Source organism: Kitasatospora sp. NPDC052868 (assembly GCF_044547105.1).
In the GTDB taxonomy this organism is placed as follows: Bacteria; Actinomycetota; Actinomycetes; order Streptomycetales; family Streptomycetaceae; genus Kitasatospora.
Genome location: NZ_JBITZW010000003.1, coordinates 236,867 through 257,249, shown reverse-complemented (window position 1 = coordinate 257,249; position 20,383 = coordinate 236,867). Strand labels below are relative to the sequence as shown.

Annotated in this window: 16 protein-coding genes, 1 pseudogene and 1 riboswitch; of the genes and pseudogenes, 3 read left to right on the top strand and 14 right to left on the bottom strand. The window is 72.5% G+C overall.

The annotated features are described in order from the left end of the window. Window positions 1–2 precede the first annotated feature (2 nt). The 4 genes from ACIGZJ_RS07590 to ACIGZJ_RS07575 form a co-directional block, all read right to left on the bottom strand. Window positions 3–2,213, bottom strand: a complete 2,211-nt coding sequence (locus ACIGZJ_RS07590; RefSeq protein ID WP_396456390.1) for a glycosyltransferase family 39 protein — start codon at window positions 2,211–2,213, stop codon at window positions 3–5. Continuing rightward, window positions 2,213–3,310, bottom strand: a complete 1,098-nt coding sequence (locus ACIGZJ_RS07585; RefSeq protein WP_396456389.1) for a glycoside hydrolase family 26 protein — start codon at window positions 3,308–3,310, stop codon at window positions 2,213–2,215. The genes ACIGZJ_RS07590 and ACIGZJ_RS07585 overlap by 1 nt, the downstream gene beginning before the upstream one ends. Beyond that, window positions 3,307–4,908: a glycosyltransferase family 2 protein gene (locus ACIGZJ_RS07580; RefSeq protein ID WP_396456388.1), complete on the bottom strand. Its 1,602-nt coding sequence runs from the start codon at window positions 4,906–4,908 to the stop codon at window positions 3,307–3,309. Before ACIGZJ_RS07580 ends, ACIGZJ_RS07585 begins: the two co-directional genes overlap by 4 nt. Before the next feature lie 159 nt (window positions 4,909–5,067). Further along, window positions 5,068–6,213, bottom strand: a complete 1,146-nt coding sequence (locus ACIGZJ_RS07575; protein WP_396456387.1) for a hypothetical protein — start codon at window positions 6,211–6,213, stop codon at window positions 5,068–5,070. Window positions 6,214–6,369: 156 nt separating this feature from the next. Next, a riboswitch (cobalamin riboswitch) is annotated at window positions 6,370–6,511 on the top strand. Window positions 6,512–6,695: 184 nt separating this feature from the next. Between ACIGZJ_RS07575 and ACIGZJ_RS07570 the strand changes: the two genes are divergently transcribed. Beyond that, window positions 6,696–9,092: a ribonucleoside-diphosphate reductase subunit alpha gene (locus ACIGZJ_RS07570; protein WP_396456546.1), complete on the top strand. Its 2,397-nt coding sequence runs from the start codon at window positions 6,696–6,698 to the stop codon at window positions 9,090–9,092. Further along, window positions 9,092–10,108, top strand: coding sequence for a ribonucleotide-diphosphate reductase subunit beta (locus ACIGZJ_RS07565; protein WP_396456386.1), 1,017 nt, complete (start codon window positions 9,092–9,094; stop codon window positions 10,106–10,108). Before ACIGZJ_RS07570 ends, ACIGZJ_RS07565 begins: the two co-directional genes overlap by 1 nt. On the opposite strand, the pseudogene ACIGZJ_RS07560 reads toward ACIGZJ_RS07565, so the two are convergent. The 3 genes and pseudogenes from ACIGZJ_RS07560 to ACIGZJ_RS07550 all read right to left on the bottom strand — a co-directional run. After that, window positions 10,002–10,325 (bottom strand): annotated as a pseudogene (locus tag ACIGZJ_RS07560) (DUF397 domain-containing protein); the annotation flags it as partial. The gene ACIGZJ_RS07565 and the pseudogene ACIGZJ_RS07560 sit on opposite strands and share 107 nt — an antisense overlap. Window positions 10,326–10,376: 51 nt before the next feature. Beyond that, window positions 10,377–10,727: a peptidoglycan-binding protein gene (locus ACIGZJ_RS07555; protein ID WP_392929122.1), complete on the bottom strand. Its 351-nt coding sequence runs from the start codon at window positions 10,725–10,727 to the stop codon at window positions 10,377–10,379. Between the two features lie 362 nt (window positions 10,728–11,089). Continuing rightward, window positions 11,090–11,626, bottom strand: a complete 537-nt coding sequence (locus ACIGZJ_RS07550; protein WP_396456385.1) for a DUF3995 domain-containing protein — start codon at window positions 11,624–11,626, stop codon at window positions 11,090–11,092. A gap of 308 nt (window positions 11,627–11,934) precedes the next feature. Here ACIGZJ_RS07550 and ACIGZJ_RS07545 point away from each other — a divergent pair, with 308 nt between their 5' ends. After that, window positions 11,935–12,993, top strand: coding sequence for a ferritin-like protein (locus ACIGZJ_RS07545; RefSeq protein ID WP_396456384.1), 1,059 nt, complete (start codon window positions 11,935–11,937; stop codon window positions 12,991–12,993). Window positions 12,994–13,063: 70 nt separating this feature from the next. Here the strand turns inward: ACIGZJ_RS07545 and def are convergent, their stop codons facing one another. The 7 genes from def to ACIGZJ_RS07510 all read right to left on the bottom strand — a co-directional run bounded on the left by def (window position 13,064) and on the right by ACIGZJ_RS07510 (window position 20,300). Next, complete coding sequence (def, locus tag ACIGZJ_RS07540) at window positions 13,064–13,705, bottom strand: peptide deformylase (RefSeq protein WP_396456383.1); 642 nt, start codon at window positions 13,703–13,705, stop codon at window positions 13,064–13,066. 62 nt (window positions 13,706–13,767) lie between these two features. Continuing rightward, complete coding sequence (locus tag ACIGZJ_RS07535; RefSeq protein ID WP_396456382.1) at window positions 13,768–14,757, bottom strand: tetratricopeptide repeat protein; 990 nt, start codon at window positions 14,755–14,757, stop codon at window positions 13,768–13,770. Between the two features lie 292 nt (window positions 14,758–15,049). Continuing rightward, window positions 15,050–16,381, bottom strand: a complete 1,332-nt coding sequence (locus ACIGZJ_RS07530; RefSeq protein ID WP_396456381.1) for an HD-GYP domain-containing protein — start codon at window positions 16,379–16,381, stop codon at window positions 15,050–15,052. A gap of 23 nt (window positions 16,382–16,404) precedes the next feature. After that, window positions 16,405–17,847, bottom strand: a complete 1,443-nt coding sequence (locus ACIGZJ_RS07525; protein ID WP_396456380.1) for an HD-GYP domain-containing protein — start codon at window positions 17,845–17,847, stop codon at window positions 16,405–16,407. A 389-nt stretch (window positions 17,848–18,236) separates the two neighbouring features. Beyond that, window positions 18,237–18,626: a mycothiol system anti-sigma-R factor gene (gene rsrA / locus ACIGZJ_RS07520; RefSeq protein ID WP_396456379.1), complete on the bottom strand. Its 390-nt coding sequence runs from the start codon at window positions 18,624–18,626 to the stop codon at window positions 18,237–18,239. After that, entirely contained in the window at window positions 18,623–19,366 is a 744-nt protein-coding gene (locus tag ACIGZJ_RS07515; RefSeq protein ID WP_387944636.1) for a sigma-70 family RNA polymerase sigma factor, read from the bottom strand. The genes rsrA and ACIGZJ_RS07515 overlap by 4 nt, the downstream gene beginning before the upstream one ends. A 277-nt stretch (window positions 19,367–19,643) precedes the next feature. Beyond that, window positions 19,644–20,300, bottom strand: coding sequence for an alpha/beta family hydrolase (locus ACIGZJ_RS07510; protein WP_396456378.1), 657 nt, complete (start codon window positions 20,298–20,300; stop codon window positions 19,644–19,646). Window positions 20,301–20,383: the final 83 nt, after the last annotated feature.

Below are 20,383 nucleotides of genomic sequence, written 5' to 3'. Positions count from 1 at the left end.
CGCTACTGTTTGACCCAGATCCGGTAGTAGCCGGTTCCACCCACGTGTGTGAAGGGAATGCGCCCGAGCAGCCGGTAGTGCGGGCTCTGTGCGATCGCCTCCGCCACCACCCGGTCGGTGTCCGGGGTGGCGACCCCGTCCAGCACCACCAGGTCGAACCAGCCGTCCGCGATGGCCGTCCGGTAGCCGTCGTCGCCGGTGTGCAGCTTGTCGGCCTTGTCGACGTACCCGATGCCGTAGGTGGAGGTCCACTGGCTCTGCAGGGTGAGGTCGCGGGTGTAGTACACCGGGACGTTGTCGGCCGAGGCCAGGTAGCGGCCGGTGCTGGTGACGTGCTGGCGCAGCACCTCGGTCATCCGGGTGGAGTCCGGCCAGGTGTCGAACCGCCAGGTCGACTGGGTGAGGCCGAGCGCGAGCGCCACCACCCAGAGCAGGATGCCCAGTTGCGGGTGCCGGAAGTGCGGGCCGACCAGGCGGGCCAGGCCGATGCCGGCCATCGGCGCGGCGAACAGCAGCCCGAAGCCGAGGTGCTTGTAGAGCGCCACCGAGGTGTGCAGGTGCATCTGGTAGGCCGGGGCGAGCAGCGCGGTGCCGGTCAGCAGCAGTCCGAGCAGGACCCGTCGGCGCCGGCCGGGGCCGGTCATCGTGCGGACCAGCGGGGACTCGTTCATCCGGCCGCGCAGCGCGTAGGCGATCGCGCCGCCGACCGCGGTGACGAACATCAGGCCGCTGAACTCCACGCACTGGCGGGCCAGTTCCGTCCAGGGCTCGGTGCCGTGCGCGCGCTGGGTGGTGGTCGCCTGGACGCCCTTGAGGACGTCGGTGAAGGTCATCCCGAGCCAGAGCAGCGCACCCGAGCCGCCCGCCAGCAGCACCCCGCGCAGCATCGGCTGGCGGACGCCGTTGCGCCGCCCGGTCAGCACCGCGAGCAGCACCAGGCTGGGCAGGTAGAGCGCCGAGGCGTACTTCAGTCCGACCGCCAGCACCGCGACCGGTGCGGCCGCCAGGACGACGGCGGCGGGCGCCCGGTCGCTGCGCACCACGATCCAGATCGCCAGCGCGAGCAGCAGCACCGCCGGGGCGTCGTAGGTCGCGAAGAAGCCCAGCACCACGGTGGACTGGGTGACGGCGAACATCGCCGCCGCGCCGAGTGCGACGCGCTCGTTGAACAGCCGCCGGGTGAAGCCGTAGAGCAGTGCGGTGGAGCCCAGCATGGAGAGCAGGCTGAACAGCCGCACCCCGAGCATGCCGAAGTGGTTCTCCACCACCGCGGCCACGATCGGGTAGAGCGTCGGCGAGCCGGAGAAGTAGGTGTTGTAGTCCTTCGGCACCGGGGTGCCGTACATCCAGTGGGACAGCTGCGCGTGTCCGGCGTACATGTACAGCGCCTCGTCCTGGAACGCGGTGTTCGACAGGCGCACGGACATCGCGGTCTGGATCGCCAGGATGGCGATCAGCAGGGCACGGCTGACCCAGGAGCGGCGCCGGCCGGAGTCGAGCGTCCAGCTGGCCTCGGGCACCGGCGGCAGGGTGTAGCCGGGGCCCTCGTCGACCTCGGCGGGCTCGGCCTCGGCCTCGGCCTCGGCTGCGCGGCGGCGGCCGCGGCGGGGCCCGGCCTCCGGGTCCGGCTCCGACCCCGGCTCCGCGGGCTCGGCCGGTCCGCGGGTGGCGGGGGCGGCCGACTGCTCCGGCTCCGCCCCGGGCGCCCTACGGCGGCCGCGGCGCGGCCCGGGCGGGCTCGGCAGGGGCTCGACCGGTCCGTCCTCGGCGGGGGCGGCCGACTGCTCCGGCTCCGCCCCGGGCGCGCGGCGGCGACCGCGGCGCGGCCCGGGCGGGCTCGGCACGGGCTGCTCGGCGTCGCCGTCGAGCGGCTCCTCCCGCGGCAGGGCCTCCTGCTGCAGGGCCTCCTGTTGCAGGGCCTCCGACGAGCGGGCGCCCCGCGAACGGGCCTCCGGCGAACGGTTCGGCTCCGGGTTGGTCGACTGCGGCCGGTTCGGCTGCGGACGGGGGCTCTCGAACCACGACCCGCCGGTGTCGGGGATCCGGACCGGCCCGTCCTCGACGAACGGCGGCTCGGTGGCCGAAGGCTCGACCGGCAGCGGCTCGACGGACTGCGGCTCGACGGGCGGCCCGTCGGCGCGGCGGCCGTCGGCGGCCTCCGGTCTCGGGCCGGGGACCCGGCGGCGGGTGCGGTGCGCTGGGGAGGACGTCATCAGGGGCTCTTCACATCGAAGCTGTAGCGGCCGTCGGAGACCGCCTGCTTGAAGGCGGTCTGGGACTGCTGGTCGCTCTCGATCCGCCAGTCGACCTCCTTGTTGAGGTTGAACCAGATGAAGCCCAGGCAGTCGGAGCGCTTCAGCACGTTGGCGGCGAGGTTGAAGATGTCGGCCGGTTTGCGGGCACCGGGTTCGGAGCCGGTCTCGGCGATGATCCAGGGCTTGTTGGTGAAGGTGCGGATCTGGGTGAGGGTGGGCGTGTACAGGGTGTCGAAGGTGCCCGCTTCGAGGTGCGTGTAGTACGCGACGATCCCCACCCAGTCGACGTAGGTGTCACCGGGGTAGTACTGCTTGAGCGTCACCGTCGGCACCGGGTTGATGCTGTTGGGGCTCCACACCCAGATCACCTGGCCGACACCGAGCTGGGTGAACACGTCGTGCAGGTGCTGGTAGGCGGCGACGAAGTCGGCGGCGGTGGTGGTCTTGGTGCCCCAGTCGTACCAGGTGCCGTTGAACTCGTGGGCGAAGCTGATCGCCACCGGGATGTTGGTGTTGCGCACGGCGGCCGCGTACCGCTTGACGTAGTCGTCGTGCTTGCCCGCCGCGATGTCCGCGAGCGGCGTCTTGTAGGGCTCCCAGGCGATGAACGGCATCGCCCCGGCCGCCCAGGCGTTGGTCACGCCCTTGACGTCGTACTCGTCGCCCCAGCCGGAGTAGTACTCGACGATGTTCGGCCGCTTGCCGGCCTTCGTCGCGAACTCGTCCACGCCGGTCATCGACTGCGGGGCGCCGTCGACGGCCACCCCGACGTACTTCTTCGCCGGCTTGAGCAGCGGCCGGACGTCGTAGGGCAGGTCGGCGGCCGCCGTCGCGGAGGGCGAGGGGGCCGCCGCGGAGGCGTTCGGCGACGCCCCGGCGGAGGCCGTGCCGGAGGCGGTCGGGGCCGGCGCGGGGGCGGCGGCCAGCGGTCCGAGCGGCTTCTCGCCGAGCAGGTCGCAGGCCGCCAGCGGGAGCAGCAGCAGGGCCGCCGCGAGCGCGCGGACCAGACCGGAGCGGGCCCGGTCACCCCGTCCGGAAGTGGTGTGGAGCGTCATGCCGATGCGTCCTGGGATCGGGGCTGGATGAGGATGCGGCCGACGGTCACCGCGTAGAACAGGCCGGAGGAGAGGACCAGGGCGAAGTCCAGCGGGTACATCGTGAACATCCGGTAGACCGCCGCGACCACCCAGACCAGCGCGGAGCCCGCGCCCCAGACGATGACGCCGGTCCAGAACCGCCGCTGGCGGTTCTTGGCCTTGCTCGAACCGGTCGGCTGCCAGCCGCGCTCGCGCCCGCGGACGAGGTCCCAGACGGCGAAGAAGTGCGCCCAGCCGTACATCATCCGGCCGGCCCAGGCCTCCAGGCGGTACGGCGCCCGGTGCCAGAGCGGGAAGATCAGGGTCGCGTACACCAGGCTGGGGATGACGAGCGTCAGGTGCTCGACCTTCAGCAGGTCGGGCCGCCAGAGCAGCAGCATGATCGGCAGCATCGGCAGCGCGAAGGTCAGCAGCGCGGTGTGGATGTAGTACAGGAACCCGGAGATGTAGCAGAGCCGGGTGGTGAAATCGAGCTTGGTCTTCCAGAACTTCCGGCTGGTCATCAGCGACATCGAGCCCATGCACCAGCGGTACTGCTGGTTCTGGAAGGCCCCCGCGTTGTCCGGGCAGACGCCGGTGGACAGCGCCACCGGTATGTACTGCAGGTCCCAGCCGAGGGCGCGCAGGTCGAAGCCGGTGTGGACGTCCTCGGAGTGGGCTATCAGCGTGGTGCCGCCGTTCTCGTCCAGCGCCGCCCGCCGGTAGACCGCGCAGCTGCCGACGCAGATCGCGCCGTCGTTGCGCTGCCGGGCGACCTGGACCGAGCGGTAGAACAGCTCCTGGATCGCCCCGGCGCCGCGCTCGATCCAGTTCTGCGAGTCCAGCACCCGGAAGAACTGCGGCGTCTGCACGATGGCGAGCCTGCTGTCCCGCTGCAGGTACGGCAGGACCTCGTGCAGCAGGTCGTGGCGGGGCGCGAAGTCGGCGTCGAGGATCAGGATGAACTCGCCGTCCGAGCGCCCGAAGCCGTAGTGCAGGTTGCCGGCCTTCTTGAACCAGCCGCGGTTCTCCCGGACGCCGTAGCGGAAGCCGAAGTCGGCGGCCATCGCCTCGACCTCGGGGTTCGCCGCGTCGTCCAGGACGAACGGCATCACCAGGCCCGGGTAGTGCTCGGCCATCTTCCGGACGTACGTCCACGTGTTGTGCAGCACCTCGATCGGCTCGCCGCAGACCGGCAGGAAGACGTCCACGGTCGGGAGGTCGTCGGGCTTCCACTGCCGGACCAGCCGGCGGTGCTCCTTGATGTCGAAGTTCGGCGTGAAACTGTTCACGCGCAGCGACACCAGGTAGTAGACGACCGTGAAGAACAGGAACGGCACGCAGAGCCAGAACCACGACCCCACGGAGTACAGCTGGCCCTGGCTGATCACCAGGCAGGCGAAGCTGACCACCGAGCAGAGGGTCAGCACCCACTGGTGCCTGATGGTGTAGCTGTACTTCTCCTGCGAAGTGGGCGGGGCCGGCAGCAGCAGCGACGGGACGGGCTCTCCCGGGCTGCCGCGTCTGCGGCCTGCCGCTCTGCGCCGTCTGCTGGTCGCATTGACGGCAGCGCTCACCGCGCGGTACCTCCTGCTCGCTGATTCCCCGTCTCGGGGGCGCTTTGGGGCAGGCCGGTGCCTCCCCCCGAAAGCGGTCATCCTATCCGACGGCCATCTGCCGTCCGCACCGGGACGGTTGGCCGCCGGACGGTCCGCCGGCGGCCTCCTGCGGCAGACTCAGCCGGTGTGTCCGGCGCGGCCCAGCAGGACCGCCTTGGTGCGGTCCGCGAGCAGGGCGCCGGCGGTCGAGGCCACCGGGTCGCTCTGGTCCGGGGTCTGCTTGAGCGAGCCCGCCACGGTGAAGTAGCCGAAGCGGCCGATCGCGGCGTGCGTCTCCGTGCAGCCCGACTTGTCGGTCACGCAGAAGGTGGCCACGCCGGGGCCGGACAGGCCCTGGATCAGGCCGGCGTGACGGCCGAGCGCGCGGTCCGCGCCCGCCTTGTTGTCGAAGACCGCGACGCCGACGGTCACCGCGCTGTCGCCGCTGACGTACGTCGCGCGGACCAGCGAGCGGCAGGTGTCGTCGCCGAGGGCGAGGCCGAGGCCGCCGGTGGTCGCCTTGGAGCACGGGGACGTGGCCCCGGTCACCTTGCGGGTCCACACCTTGCCGTCGATGGTGCGGGTCTGGTCCGGGAACAGCGTCGCGGCGTCGACCGGGAGCTTGTCGGTGGCGGCGTCCGAGATGACGGCCAGCGCCTGCTCGGTGGGCACGCCCGCCGAGGTGGAGCTCGCGGTCGGCTTGGGGTCGGCCTTGGTGTCGCCGTTGCCGTTGATCCACACCGCGGCCGCGACCACGCCGCCGACCAGGACGGCGGCCAGCGCCGCGGCGCCGATCCACAGGCGCTTGCGCTTGCGGGACTCGTTCGCGTGGCGGTCCGCCATCGCACCCCAGTCCGGCTCGGCGGGGCCCTGCGGCGCGGGCTGCGGCCACTGGTTGTACGGGGCGGGCCCGCCGGGGCCCTGGGGCGGCCCGGTGTGGGGCTGCGGCGCGGGCTGCGGCATCGGCTGGGCCATCGGCTGCGGCGCGGGCTGCGGCTGGGCCATCGGCTGCGGGGCCGGCGGCGGGTACACCCCGGGCCCGCTCGGCACATGCGGCGGCGCCGGCGGCTGGGCCTGCGGCGGCACCCCGGCCCCCGGCTGCGCGTACGGGGTCGCGGGCGGCCCGAAGCCACCGGGCGGCGGCACCGGCGGCCCGCCCTGCTGCTGCGGCGGCACGGGCGGCTGACCCGGCGGCACCTGACCCGGCGTTTCCGGCTGCTGACCCGGCACCGGCTGCGCCGGCTGACGCGCCCACTCCGGCGGTACGCCCGTTCCCTCGCTCATGTGCCGAGATCGTAGGGCATGACCCTGACGGCCAGTCGTCCGGTAACCAATCCGTTCCCAAAACCGGCCGTCCACCGGACACGCCGGGGCCCGCGCCCGCACCCGCCGTCATCGTCCCGACACGCGGCGCCGCACAACATGTGGTGTCGCATCGAGCGGACACCACTAGATGTATGCTCGACCCTGCTGTCGACGCAGGGGAACCCGGTGCGAGTCCGGGACTGCCCCGCAGCGGTGTGCGGGCGGCTCCCCAAAGAGCCCGCGAGTCCGACTACCTGCCGACGGCGTGCCACGGCCTCCCCGCAGAGGCCCTGCAGCACGTGCAGTACTTCCGGGCCTCGCGGGCGGGCCGGGGATGCCACCGTCGCGCGACGCCACCGGGCGTTCGCGCCGTGCTCCCCTGCCCCGATCGGCCCGGTTGCCGGATCCGCCGCCGATCGCCGCCAGGAGAGAGCGCCTTGACCACCGCTGCCTCAGTCACCCTGCCCGCCCAGGGTTCCCCCGCCGAACCGACGGTTTCCGACCCCGGCGGTTCGCTGCTCCGGCTACTGACCGACCGCAGCGTCGATCTCCCCCAGGTGGACCCCGGCCATGTCGCCGCCGCCGCGCTCCGCGGCCGCCACGCCGGCTCGGACTTCGCCGAGCTGCGCGGGCTGGCCGTGGAGGCCGCCGCGTCGATGATCGCCGAGGACCCGCAGTACTCGAAGCTGGCCGCCCGTCTCCTCGCCCTGGAGATCGTCGACGAGGCCGTCAGCCAGGGCTCGGTCTCGTTCTCCGCCTCGATCGCCGTCGGCCACGCCGAGGGCCTGATCGGCGACACCACCGCCGCCTTCGTCGCCAAGCACGCCGACACCCTGAACGCCCTGATCGACCCCAGCGGCGACGACCGCTTCGAGTACTTCGGCCTGCGCACCGTGCAGAGCCGCTACCTGCTGCGCCACCCGATCACCCGCAAGGTCGTCGAGACCCCGCAGCACTTCCTGCTCCGCGTCGCCAGCGGCCTGGCGGTCGGCGACAACGAGCAGTCGGTGCGCGAGGTGGCCGAGCTGTACCGCCTGATGAGCCGGCTGGAGTACCTGACCTCCTCGCCGACCCTCTTCAACTCCGGCACCCGGCACCCGCAGATGTCGAGCTGCTACCTGCTCGACTCGCCGCTGGACAACCTGGACTCGATCTACTCGCGCTACGCCCAGATCGCCCGCCTCTCCAAGCACGCCGGCGGCATCGGCCTGTCCTACTCGCGGATCCGCTCGCGCGGCTCGCTGATCCGGGGCACCAACGGCAAGTCCAACGGCATCGTCCCGTTCCTGCGCACCCTCGACTCCTCGGTCGCCGCCGTCAACCAGGGCGGCCGCCGCAAGGGCGCGGCCTGCGTCTACCTGGAGACCTGGCACGCGGACATCGAGGAGTTCCTGGAGCTGCGCGACAACACCGGTGAGGAGGCGCGCCGCACCCACAACCTGAACCTGGCGCACTGGATCCCGGACGAGTTCATGCGCCGGGTGAACGCCAACGCCGACTGGTCGCTGTTCTCCCCCGCCGACGTGCCCGAGCTGGTCGACCTGTGGGGCGTCGAGTTCGACGAGGCCTACCTGAAGGCCGAGCAGGCCGGCAAGGCCGTCCGCACCATCCCCGCGCAGACCCTGTACGCCCGGATGATGCGCACCCTGGCGCAGACCGGCAACGGCTGGATGACCTTCAAGGACGCCTCCAACCGCGCCGCCAACCAGACCGCGCTGCCCGGCCGCACGGTGCACAGCTCCAACCTCTGCACCGAGATCCTGGAGGTCACGGACGACTCCGAGACCGCCGTCTGCAACCTCGGCTCGGTCAACCTCGGCGCGCACGTCGCCGCCGGTGCCACCGCCGCGGACCTGCTGAACGCCATGGACTGGGACCGGCTGGACGCCACCGTGCGCACCGCCGTCACCTTCCTCGACCGCGTGGTGGACATCAACTTCTACCCGACCCCCGAGGCCGGCGCGTCCAACTCGCGCTGGCGCCCGGTGGGCCTCGGCGTGATGGGCCTGCAGGACGTCTTCTTCCAGCTCCGCCTGGACTTCGACTCCGCCGAGGCCAAGCAGCTCTCCACCCTGATCTCCGAGCGCATCATGCTCACCGCCTACGAGCGCTCCGCCGACCTGGCCGAGCAGCTGGGCCGGCACGAGGCGTACGGCGAGACCCGCGCCGCCCGCGGCGAGCTGCACATCGACCACTTCCCGAGCGCCGCGCCCGAGTGGGCCGATCGCTGGACCGCCCTGCGGGCCCGGATCGCCACCACCGGTCTGCGCAACTCGCTGCTGCTGGCGATCGCGCCGACCGCCACGATCGCCTCGATCGCCGGCGTGTACGAGTGCATCGAGCCGCAGGTCTCCAACCTGTTCAAGCGCGAGACCCTCTCCGGCGAGTTCCTCCAGGTCAACCCGTACCTGGTGCGCGAGCTCAAGGAGCTCGGCGTCTGGGACCAGCAGACCCGGGACGCGCTGCGCGACGCCAACGGCTCCGTCCAGGAGCTCAACTGGCTGCCCGCCGGGGTCCGCTCGCTGTACCGCACGGCCTGGGAGCTGCCCCAGCGCGCGCTGATCGACCTGGCCGCCGCCCGGATGCCGTACATCGACCAGAGCCAGTCGCTGAACCTCTTCATGGCCGCGCCCACCATCGGCAAGCTCAGCTCGATGTACGCGTACGCGTGGAAGGTCGGTCTGAAGACCACCTACTACCTGCGCTCGCGCCCGGCGACCAGGATCGCCCAGGCCGCGTCGGGCACGGCCCGCGCCGCCGCCCCGGTGCCGGTGGCGTCCCCGACCCTCACGCCGGAGGAGGAGGCCGCGCTGGCCTGCTCCCTGGAGAACCCCGAGTCCTGCGAGGCCTGCCAGTAATGTCCGACGACCGCGAGAAGATGCTGCTCGACCCCGGGTTCGAGCTGACCCTTCGCCCGATGCGCTACCCGTCGTTCTACGACCGCTACCGCGACGCGATCAAGAACACCTGGACCGTCGAGGAGGTGGACCTGCACTCCGACGTCGCCGACCTCGCCAAGCTGAGCGAGGGCGAGCGGCACATGATCGGCCGGCTGGTCGCCTTCTTCGCCACCGGTGACTCGATCGTCTCCAACAACGTGGTGCTGAGCCTCTACAAGCACATCAACTCCCCGGAGGCGCGGCTGTACCTGTCGCGCCAGCTGTTCGAGGAGGCCGTGCACGTCCAGTTCTACCTGACGCTGCTCGACACCTACCTTCCGGACCCGGAGGACCGCAACGCGGCCTTCGCCGCGGTGGAGAACATCCCCTCCATCCACCAGAAGGCCCAGTTCTGCTTCAAGTACATGAACGCGGTCGACCACATCGACTCGCTGCAGACCAAGGACGACCGCCGCGCGTTCCTCCTGAACCTGATCTGCTTCGCGGCGTGCGTCGAGGGCCTGTTCTTCTACGGCGCGTTCGCGTACGTGTACTGGTTCCGCTCGCGCGGCCTGCTGCACGGGCTCGCGACGGGCACCAACTGGGTGTTCCGGGACGAGTCCATGCACATGGACTTCGCGATGTCGGTCGTGGACACCGTCCGCGAGGAGGAGCCCGACCTCTTCGACGACAAGATGGCCCAGCAGGTCACCGAGATGCTGGAGGAGGCCGTCGAGGCCGAGCTCCAGTTCGCCCAGGACCTCTGCGGCGAGGGCCTGCCCGGCATGAACACCGCGTCGATGCGCGAGTACCTGCAGGCCGTCGCCGACCAGCGGCTCGCCCGCCTCGGCATGCCGATCCGGTACGGCTCGACCAACCCGTTCGGCTTCATGGAGCTCCAGAACGTGCAGGAGCTGACCAACTTCTTCGAGCGCCGGGTGTCGGCGTACCAGGTCGCCGTCGAGGGCTCGGTCGCCTTCGACGACGACTTCTAAAGAAGACACGTACGGCAGAGGTGCCCCGCCCGGCCACGGCCGCGCGGGGCACCTCTGCGTTGGCCCAGAAGACCGGAAGGCCCCCGCACCCGGCCCCTGTCACGAAGGCCGCCCACGCCCCGGCGGCGCGGAGCAGAGCCGGCCCCTCCGGATCCCTGGAGTCCCGGAGGGCCGTCGCCGTCAACCCGACCCGCGTCCCGACGCAGCTCCCGCCCTGACCGCTGTACGTGCCTGGTCGGCCGGTCCGGCAAGGGCCTCCTGGGGCTTCCTAGCCCCAGATGCCCTCGGTGGGCAGGCTCCAGTAGCAGGAGCCGTTGGTGCCCGAATTGTAGTTGTACCGGGGGTCGCCCCAGGCGTAGAGCGTGCTGCCCGTGGCCGGCCCGACGATGCCGTCGACCTCGGTGTTCGGGTCGGTGTCATTGGCCTGCAGGTACCTGATCGCCTCCTCCGTCTGCGGGCCGAACAGGCTGTCTTCCTTGATCTGTGCGTGGTAGATGTTCATGGTCTTGAAGATGTGGTTGAGGCTGTGCTGCACGCACCACACGCCGGCCTTCGTGTTGGGGTAGCCGTTGCCGATGTAGCTCACTCCGACCCTGGCCTGGGCGCTGCCGCTCAGCATGCCGCTCACGAACAATGCCGCGGTGCCCGCAACGAGACCGATCCTGGCAACCCTGCGCTTGCGCATGGCCCTTCCCCCTCTTGACGGTGTTTCGGAATTCACCAGGGGGCTCTCTTCACCCCTGGCGCTGCGTCAACTATAGGAATCCGCAACCCACTCCGAGTGGCGCCAAACCCCGCAAGCGGCATCCCGGGATTCGTCTCACCACGCTGACCTGGGAATTGGGACGCCACCATGCCCCCAATTGGTGACGTCCCACTCTGACGGACGGTGGGTGGAGACGACCACGGCCCACCGCGACGCCATCCGCTCCTGCACCAGCCCCGGCCGGTCCGACTTCTCATGCGCGTGGTCGCGGCTGCTCAGGCCCGCGCGCAGTTCGCACAGTTCGCGCGGTTCGCACGGCGAAGGCGGTGGCGGGCGGCCAGACCCAGGGCTAGGCCCCAGGCGAGGAAGAGGCCGTACCAGAAGAGGCCCCAGGCGGCCTGCGGGTGGGCGTCCTTCGCGGCGAAGGCGGGCGCGGAGACCACGCGGTCCGCGGCGAGCAGGTACTGCATGGCGAAGTAGATGGAGCCCCAGAGCACCATGCCGACGGAGGCGATCGCCGCCGGAACGGCGATCAGGCGGGCCGGGATCCGCCGGCCCCACGGGCGTACCAGGGCGAGCGGGAGCACCGCGCCGAACACGGCGACCAGCCCCATCCCCCAGTATCCGGTCGCCGCCGCCCATGTGCCGTGCGGCGCCGAGGCAAAGTCGCCCGGGAAGGTCGCCGCGACGCCGGCGCCCCACCAGAAGTGCGGTGCCGCATAGGCGAGCGCGGCCCCGGCGGCCGCGTAACCGGCCCACCCGGAAGAACGGTTGCTCCGGTCGGGCAGCGGGAGGGCGGTCACGGCGGCCATGGGGCTCTCCGGGGATCGTCGGGTTCGGCGCGGTGATCCGAGTCTTCCCTCGTGAGCACCCGCGGCGGATCCGGCCGCCGCACGATCCCACTCCCCCTGCGGGGGGAGGCGGCCCCTACGCAGGAAGTCGGAGGGGCCGACTTCCTGCGCAAGAACCGCGAGGATTCAGCCGAACCACCGGGCGGGGCGCCCGTGCCCGCGCGCGCCGCCCGTACGGATGAACTCCCGGGCCGCGCCGCCGCGAGACATCCGCACACGATCAACCCCCGCGTACGGTCCGGCGCACAGCCGAACGAAAGGGGCCCACCGTGCCGACCGGAATCCTCGACTACAAGAGCGATGCGATCGTCCAGCTCATGAACATGGCGGAGGAGGACTGGACCGAGCAGGAGCTCAAGGACGCGCTCCAGCGGGCGATCATGCTGGAGCTCTCCACCATCCCGCCCTACGCCACCGCCCTCTGGTCGATCACCGACCCGGACAACGGCAAGCCGGTCCGCCACACCATCCGCGAGATCGTCTTCGACGAGATGTCCCACTTCGGCCTGGTCTGCAACATGCTCACCAGCATCGGCGGCACCGTCGCCCTCACCGACCCCGCCACCGTGCCCAAGTACCCGGGCCAGCTCCCCGGCGGCGTCAACCCCGGGCTGGAGGTCTTCCTCAGCGGGCTGAGCCGCGACTCGGCCTGCCTGTTCGCCGACATCGAGAAGCCCGAGCACCCGCTCGCCTTCGCCGCCGACGGCAACACGATCGGCGCCTTCTACCAGCGCATCGCCAACGTGTTCCCGAAGTTCGCCCACCTGCTCACCGGTCAGCGGCAGGTGGAGTTCCCGCTCGGGTCGAGCCACGGCGCCGGCAACGACATCATCCCGATGAACACCATCGACGACGTCCTGAAGGCGATCAACATCATCCAGGAACAGGGCGAGGGCACCACGGCCTCCCCGGTGAACCCCTTCCCGGGCTCCCCGGGCGAACTCGCCCACTACTACGCCTTCAAGGAGATCGCCGTCGGCAAGAAGCTGGTCTTCGACGACCAGACGGGGAAGTTCGAGTTCGCCGGCCCCGACCTCCCGCTGCCGGACACCTCCCCGGTCGCCCGCGTCCCCCAGGGCGGCTGGGCCAACTCCCCCGGCAACGAGCCCGACGCGACCACCGCCGGCCTCCTGCGCACCTTCAACCAGCACTACAGCGACATGCTGCGCGCCCTCGAGGGCGCCTGGGGCGCCGACGGCCCGGACTCGATCGGCCCGGCCATCGGCCTGATGGGCCAGATGCGCCGCGCCGCCCAGCAGATCAACGGCGTCAAGCTCCCCGCCGATCCCCGCTTCACCTACGGCCCGGAGTGGCTGTTCGTCCAGTAGCAGCCCGCGCCGCGGAACGACGAAGGCCGGTGCGATTTCGCCGCACCGGCCTTCAACACGCCCTCGGACGTCAGTCGTTCGCCACCGTCGCGTACCGCGGCGTGCCCTCGGCCATCTGCCGCAGCGCGTCCTTGCGGTCCCGCTTCGACAGCTTGTCGATGTACAGGAACCCGTACAGGTGGTCCGTCTCGTGCTGCAGGCAGCGGGCGAAGAAGCCGGTGCCCTCGACCCGGATCGGGTTGCCGTCCTTGTCCACGCCGGTCACCGCGGCGTAGTCGGGCCGGGCCAGCTCGGCGTAGGCCGTCGGCACCGAGAGGCAGCCCTCGTTGCCGTCGTCCAGCACCCGCTTGCTGCCGGCCGGCAGCTCCTCCAGGACGGGGTTGACGACGTGGCCGATGTGGCGCACGCCCTCGTCGTCCGGGCAGTCGTAGACGAAGACCTTGAGGTCCACGCCGACCTGGTTCGCGGCCAGGCCGACGCCCTCGGCCGCGTACATCGACTGGAACATGTCGTCGATCAGCGCCGACAGCTCACCGTCGAACACGGTGACGTCCTTGACCTCCCGGTGCAGCACCGGGTTGCCGTACACCGTGATCGGACGCGCGGTGCCCTTCGAGAGGTCCGGCTCCTCGCCGACCACCTTCACCGGCTGGGCCTCGCCCTGCTCGGGCTCGTGGTCGTGGTCGTGCTGGTGGTCGTGCTGCTCCGCCATCGCTGCTTATCTTCCGATTCCGTGGACTACCGAGGTATACCGATCAAGAGTAAGCGGCCCGGTCAGCAGACTTCTTCGAGATCCCGATACGCCCTGGTCGACGGCGCCGCCGCCACCCAGCGGTCCAGCAGCGTACGCACCACCCCGGCCGGCGCCGCGAGCCCGCACTCCCGCTCCACCAGCCAGGACATCCCGCCCGCGCCCTGACTCAGATGGCTCAGGTGCCCCGGGTGGGCCGCGTCCCCGTCGTCGTGCGGATCGTGGTGGGCCGTGTGCCCGTCGTCGGACGCCATCCGGCTCTCCGAACACGCCCGGCACAGCAGCCGCACCGAGGACGTCCAGTCCTCCGCCGCGTACCCCGCGTCGGCGACCAGCCGCTCCAGCGCGTCCCGGTCACCCGCCGTGGCGGCCTGCAGCAGCACCACGTACGTCGGCACCGGGGACGGCGCCCACAGCTCGATCTCGTCGAACACCGGGTACGCCACCCCGTCGGTCACCCGCTCACCGTGCGGGGCGCCGTCGTGCAGCACCACCTCGCCCCACCGGCGGCCGGAGGACGGCAGCGGAATCGACAGCACCTCGATCCGGGCCGGGTCCAGCCGGCGCCCCCACACCACCTCGGACTCGCCGTCCGGCGACAGTCGCACCGGCGTCGTCCCCAGGTCCAGGCTCACCGGGCCGTCCGGCTGCGCCCCGGGCCCGCCCGGCAGCCGCAGCCCGTACGCCTGCCAGGCCCGCCTCGCCAGCGGCCAGTCCTGCAGCGCCGTCGCCGTGATCCCGAGGTTCCACCAGTCCGGCGCGCCCTGCTCGCGGTCCAGCAGCGCCACCGCCCGCAGCCCGGCCGACCGCGCCTGCTCCCAGTCCCGGCGGAACTTGTGCAGCAGCGCGAGGTTGAACCAGGAGTCCGACAGCCACGGCTCCAGATCGGCGGCCATCACCAGCAGCGCGCCCGCGTCCTCGAAGCGGCCGTCGCCGATCAGCGTGAAGGCCCGGTCGGTCGTCTGCCGCCAGGTGGCGGACGGCCGGTGCCGTGCCCGGTGGAAGATCCTCACGTTCGTCCCTGCCGTCGTCGTCCGCTGAAGTCCCGCACCACTTCTCCCGTATCCGCTCCCGCGTCACGGTCCCGGTGCCCCGGGTCGGTGTTCCACGCTACGACCGCATCCAACCACGCCCGCTGCCGCCTGCGCTCCCCACCGCCGCGGTTGCACCTGCTTCCCGCCCCCGCCCCTACCCAGCCTGCCCGCCCCGCCGCCCGGCCTCAACCCCAGCCGCCGGGCCGGCCCCGGAGACGACCCGGGCCCGAGCCGGGGCCGAGCCGGAGCCGAGCCGGAGCCCGGCGGGAATCTAGCCCCGCACCCGCACCAGTGCGTCGACGACCCGGGCGTCGTAGACCCGCCCGCGCCCCATCCGCAGCACCTCCAGCACCTCCAGCCCCCCAACCGCCTCCCCCACGCCCCGCCCCCGGGCCGCCGTCAGCAGGTCGTCGTGCGCGTTCGCCACCCGGATGATCCGCGCCGCCAGCGGCACCGAGCGGTCCGCGCCCCCGTCCGGCCCGTGCCACGGGTCCGCCGACCGGGCGACCTGCTCGGCCACCTGCCGCGGCACCCCCGTCCGCCGGATCACCTCGCTCCCCAGCCGGGCGATCCGCTGCTGCTCCTCGTCCGACAGCAGCGCCGTCGCCCCGTCCGGCACCGGCTCCACCAGCGACAGCTGCCCGACGTCGTGCATCAGCGCCGCGTACTCCAACAGGGCGAGCTCACGGGTGCCCAGCCCCAGCTCGCGCCCCAGCGCGCACGCCGTGTCGGCGACCCGGCGGGCATGCCCCGGCGGGGTGTAGCCGGCCACCTCGGTGGCCTTGGCCAGGCTGGCGATGGTCTGCCCGGTGGTGGCCCGGGCGGCGGCGGCCCGCCGGAACGACACCTGGGCCAGCAGCAGCGGCGCGCAGAACAGCGGCAGCGCCCAGAGCCCCACCTCGCCCGCCGCGAGGCTGACCAGCATCCCGGTGGCGACGATCGCCGAGCCGATCCCGAACAGCGAGCGCAGCTCGTCCTCCAGCGCCGCCGGGAACCGCAGCCCGGTGCGCGCCCGCCGCAGCGCCGCGGCGAGCGTGGCATCGCACAGTGCCGCCAGCGCCGCCACCACGGTCAGGAACAACCCGTACGCGGGGCCGTCCGGCGAGTACCGGTCGACCAGGCCGCTGTTGTAGAGCGGCTGGAAGAGCACCGCGGCGAAGCCCACCCCGATCAGCCGCCGGGCCGCGGTGTCCCGCCGGGCCGGGTCGTTCCACGGCCGCCGCCGGTGGCGCCGCGCCGACCGGGGCACCACCGCCGAGGGGAGCAGCGCGAGCAGCATCCCCGCCCCCGCGACCACGACCACCTGGAGCACCCCGTGGGCGGTCGGCAGCCCGCGAAGCGGCCCCAGCAGGGCGTAGGCGAGCGCCCCGGCGGCCCCGATCGGCGCCTGCTCGCGATCGCCCGGAAGGGTGATCCGGACGCACTCACCGAGCGCGATCAGCACGACGAAGGCCAGTGCCACCCCGGGCGCGGACACCCCGCGCACCACGACCGCCCCGAGCGCGACGGCGAAAAGCCCGACCGCCCCGGCGTGCACCGCCCCCGGACCGGCCCCGAACGCCGCCGTCCCGCCGGCCCGGCCGGTCCCGCCCGTCCCGCTCATCCGGCCCGTCCGGCCCGCCCCGGTCACGGCTGACCGGCCATCGGCCCGGTCCCGCCCTGGGCCGGCACCCGGCGCGGGGCCGCCCGGGCCGGCTCGGGCACCCCGAGCGGGATGTCCGGCACCGCCCGGATGCAGTCGCCGGGCGGCGGCAGCACCGGCTGCCAGTCGTGCACGGCGAGCGCGTCCACCAGCGCCCCCACCATCACCGGGTCGAACTGGCTGCCCGAGCAGCGCTGCAGCTCGGCGACGGCCTCGGTGACCGGCCGCCCGCGCCGGTAGGAGCGGGTCGAGGTCATCGAGTCGAAGGCGTCGGCCACCGAGATGATCCGGGCGAACTCCGGGATCTGCTGCCCCACCAGCCCGCTCGGATAGCCCCGGCCGTCCATCCGCTCGTGGTGGTGCAGGATCCCGGCGTGCGCCTCGCCGAGGAAGGCGATCCCGTGCACCAGCTCGTACCCGTACACCGGGTGCACCTCCACGGCCCGTCGCTCGTCCTCGGTGAGGGGACCGTTTCTGCGCAGCAGCTCGGTGGCCACGCCCAGCTTGCCGACGTCGTGCAGGATGCCCGCGAACCGCAGCGTGCGCAGCCGTTCGGCCTCCATGCCCAGCTGACCGGCGATCAGCACGGCGGCCCTGCCCACCCGTTCGCTGTGGCCGCGGGTGTACGCGTCCTTGATCTCGACCGCCTGCACCAGCGCCTGGACGGTGGCCTGGTGGGCGTCGCGCTCCCGGTGGCCCTGGGCGAACACCCACGCGGAGATGGAGAGCGGCAGCAGCGCCAGCAGCGCCGCGAAGGCCCCGTACGGGCCCTGCCAGAGCACCGCGACCATCAGTCCGCCGGCCGCGTGCACCAGGACCGGCAGCCCGACCGCGGCGGCCGGCCCGCGCAGCAGCACCCCGGGCCGCCGCCCCTCGGCGAGTACCAGCATCACGCCCACCAGCACCCCGTTGGCCAGGCAGAACGCGCCGACGGCGGCCAGCGCGGGCAGCAGCGCGGCCGGGAACCGCGAGCCCAGCAGCAACTGCGGCCCGCACAGCAGGTGGAACACCACCGAGGAGGCGAACGCGCAGAGCGCGAGCTGCGAGCCGTTCCACAGCTGCCGCAGCCAGAAGTGCGGCTCGGGGTGGCCGAGCAGCCCGGCCGGGACGGCCACCAGCGCGGCGGCGGCGGGCGGCAGCATCAGCACCCCGGCGAAGAGCACCGGGAAGAAGGCGTTCGCCCCGGACCGGGCCGGGGCCCGCTCCGGCAGCGGCCGGCGCAGCACCAGCCGCAGCAGCCGCAGACAGGGCGTGGGCAGGCCCTGGGCGAGCGACTCCCAGCAGCCGTGCAGGAACGCCAGCAGGCCGACCTTGGGCCAGTCGACCGGCCCGCCCAGCCAGCGGGGCGCCCCGAGCGGGAGCGCGTCGGACAGCAGCGGCAGCAGGCAGCAGAGCGCCGCCACCGGGACGGCCACCAGGTACCGCACGGCGCCCTCCCGCAGGGCTTCGCCTCCACTGTCGGTAGCGATCTCGACCTCCCCGCCGTCCTGGCCCGCTCTGCGCTCAGCGCGCCGGGCGGACCGGCGGTGAGTGTCCGTCAGGAGGATAGGCCGCCACTCCGGTGCAGGGACGCATGATCGCGGAATGCCGCAGCTGGCGCATTACCAACTCACTCGAACGAGTGACGGCGCATACGAGCAGAAAGGGAGCGGCCCCGGGAGCGCGTGCTCCCGGGGCCGGGTGTTCAGATATCCGTGGAATCCGAGGTGTCAGGCCTGTCCGGCCGATCCACCCGGCGCGGCCGGTCCACCGGATCCGGCCAATCCGCCGCATCCGATGCGAACACGCGTCCGCCCGCCGATCGGCGGGCCGCCGCTCACTCCGCCGGAGCGCCCGCCTCGACCGACGCGCCCACCGGCCGGACCGCCGCCTCGGTGGCGGCCTTCGGCGGCACGGCGACATGGACGTCCGCGGCGTCGACGGCGACCACCACCGCCTCGCCGGAGCGCTGCCCGGCACGGATCGAGTCGATCCTGGCCAGCACCTTGCCGCGCAGGTCGGCCGGGGTGTCGTCGCACCCGCAGCAGCGCTTGATCAGCGCCTTGATCGCCTGCTCCAGCCCGTACTTCTCCAGGCACGGGGAGCACTCCTCGAAGTGCACCCGCAACTTGTCGTAGTCGCCCTCGGCCATCTCGTTGTCGAGGAATTCATAGAGGTGGTCGAGGACCTCGCCACACTCGGTGTCGTGCGGATCGCCGCAGCTCATGAGCCCGAGCCCTTCGCTTCCTGCCCTGCCCCGCTGCCGGCCGGGACGAGCCCGCGCTCACGGGCGTAATCCTCCAGCATGCCGCGCAGCTGACGACGGCCGCGGTGCAGCCGGGACATCACCGTACCGATGGGAGTACCCATGATGTCCGCGATCTCCTTGTACGCAAAGCCCTCTACGTCCGCGAGATAGACGGCGATACGGAATTCCTCCGGAATGGCCTGGAGGGCGTCCTTCACGTCGCTGTCCGGGAGGTGGTCGAGCGCCTGGGTCTCGGCCGAGCGCAGACCGGTCGACATGTGCGACTCGGCCCTGGCCAGCTGCCAGTCCTCGATCTCCTCGGCGGCGGTGCGCTGGGGCTCCCGCTGCTTCTTGCGGTACGAGTTGATGAACGTGTTGGTGAGGATGCGGTACAGCCAGGCCTTGAGGTTGGTGCCCTCACGGAACTGGTGGAAGGACGCGTACGCCTTGGCGAACGCCTCCTGGAGCAGGTCCTCCGCGTCGGCCGGGTTGCGGGTCATCCGCAGCGCCGCCGAGTACATCGGATCCAGGTAGCCCAGGGCGTCGCGCTCGAAGCGCTCCCGCCGGGCCTCCTCGCTCTCCTCCGCCGACACCCGGAAGGTGTCCTCACCGATCGCCTCGGCCAGCTCCTCACCGGTGAGCGCCTCGCCCGTGGGCAGGCTCTCGCCCGGGCCCCTGCCCGGCTCGGCCTCGTGCTCGGTCCCGACGACCGGACCCACCTCCTCGGCATGGCGCCCCACGGCGGGCCGCCCCGAAATGGAGGATATCGGCCTGACGGGCTTCTCGCCCGCGGCAATCCACTCCGACCATGCAGGGGCAAAGGCCGTGGCGGCCTCGCGCTCCTCCGGCCGCTCGGGGCACGCGATCGAACCCATCTGTGCTGCCTTCCACCTCGGGACTCAAGCTGACGAGGGTGTCAACCACGCCGAGGGCGCCCGCATTCCCGCCCCACCCCCTTGATTCACCCGCCAGGGTGAGCGGGCGGCCACAGCCCGCTCACGAACCACCCGGAGCCGCCCCGAGCAGCCCCGACAGCCAGCCGCCGACCGCACCGGTGATCAGCTCCAGCACCTCCTCCTGCCCGATCGGCGCCCGCTTCGGCACGTCGAACCCGTGGCCGCCGTACGGCACGGACACCAGCTCGTGCCCGGCCGGCAGCTCCGGGAACTCCGCCGGGCCGCCGAACGGATCGGCCACGCTCTGCACCACCAGCGTCGGCAGGCCCGACTCCAGCAGCTCCTGCGCCCGGCTCTTCTCCGGCCGCCCCGGCGGGTGCAGCGGGAACGCCAGCGCCAGCACCCCCACCGCGCCGGTGGCCGCGCCCGTCCGGCAGGCCACCCTGGCCCCGGCGCTGCGCCCGCCGACCACCAGCGGCGGCCCGTCCCCGGCCAGCCGCTCGGCGACCGGGGTCCAGGCCGCGTCCAGGGTCTTCGGCGCCGGGCCGAGCCGCTTGCGCGCCACCCGCCACGGCTGCTCCACCAGCGCCACGGTGAACCCCAGCGGCGGCAGCGCGGCCGCCAGCGCGGCGAGGTCCCTGGCCTCGATCCCGCCACCCGCGCCGTGCCCGAGCGCCAGCACCGCCGCCGGGTCGGCCGCCCGGTGCCAGGTGATCCGGGCGTCCCCGGCGGGGGTGGGGAGGAGTTCGGTGGTCATCGTGCGGGGCTCCCGGTTCGGAAAAGCGCGGTGCTCGGAAAACGTGGTGGTCGGAAAGCGCGGTGCTCGGAAAACGTGGTGGT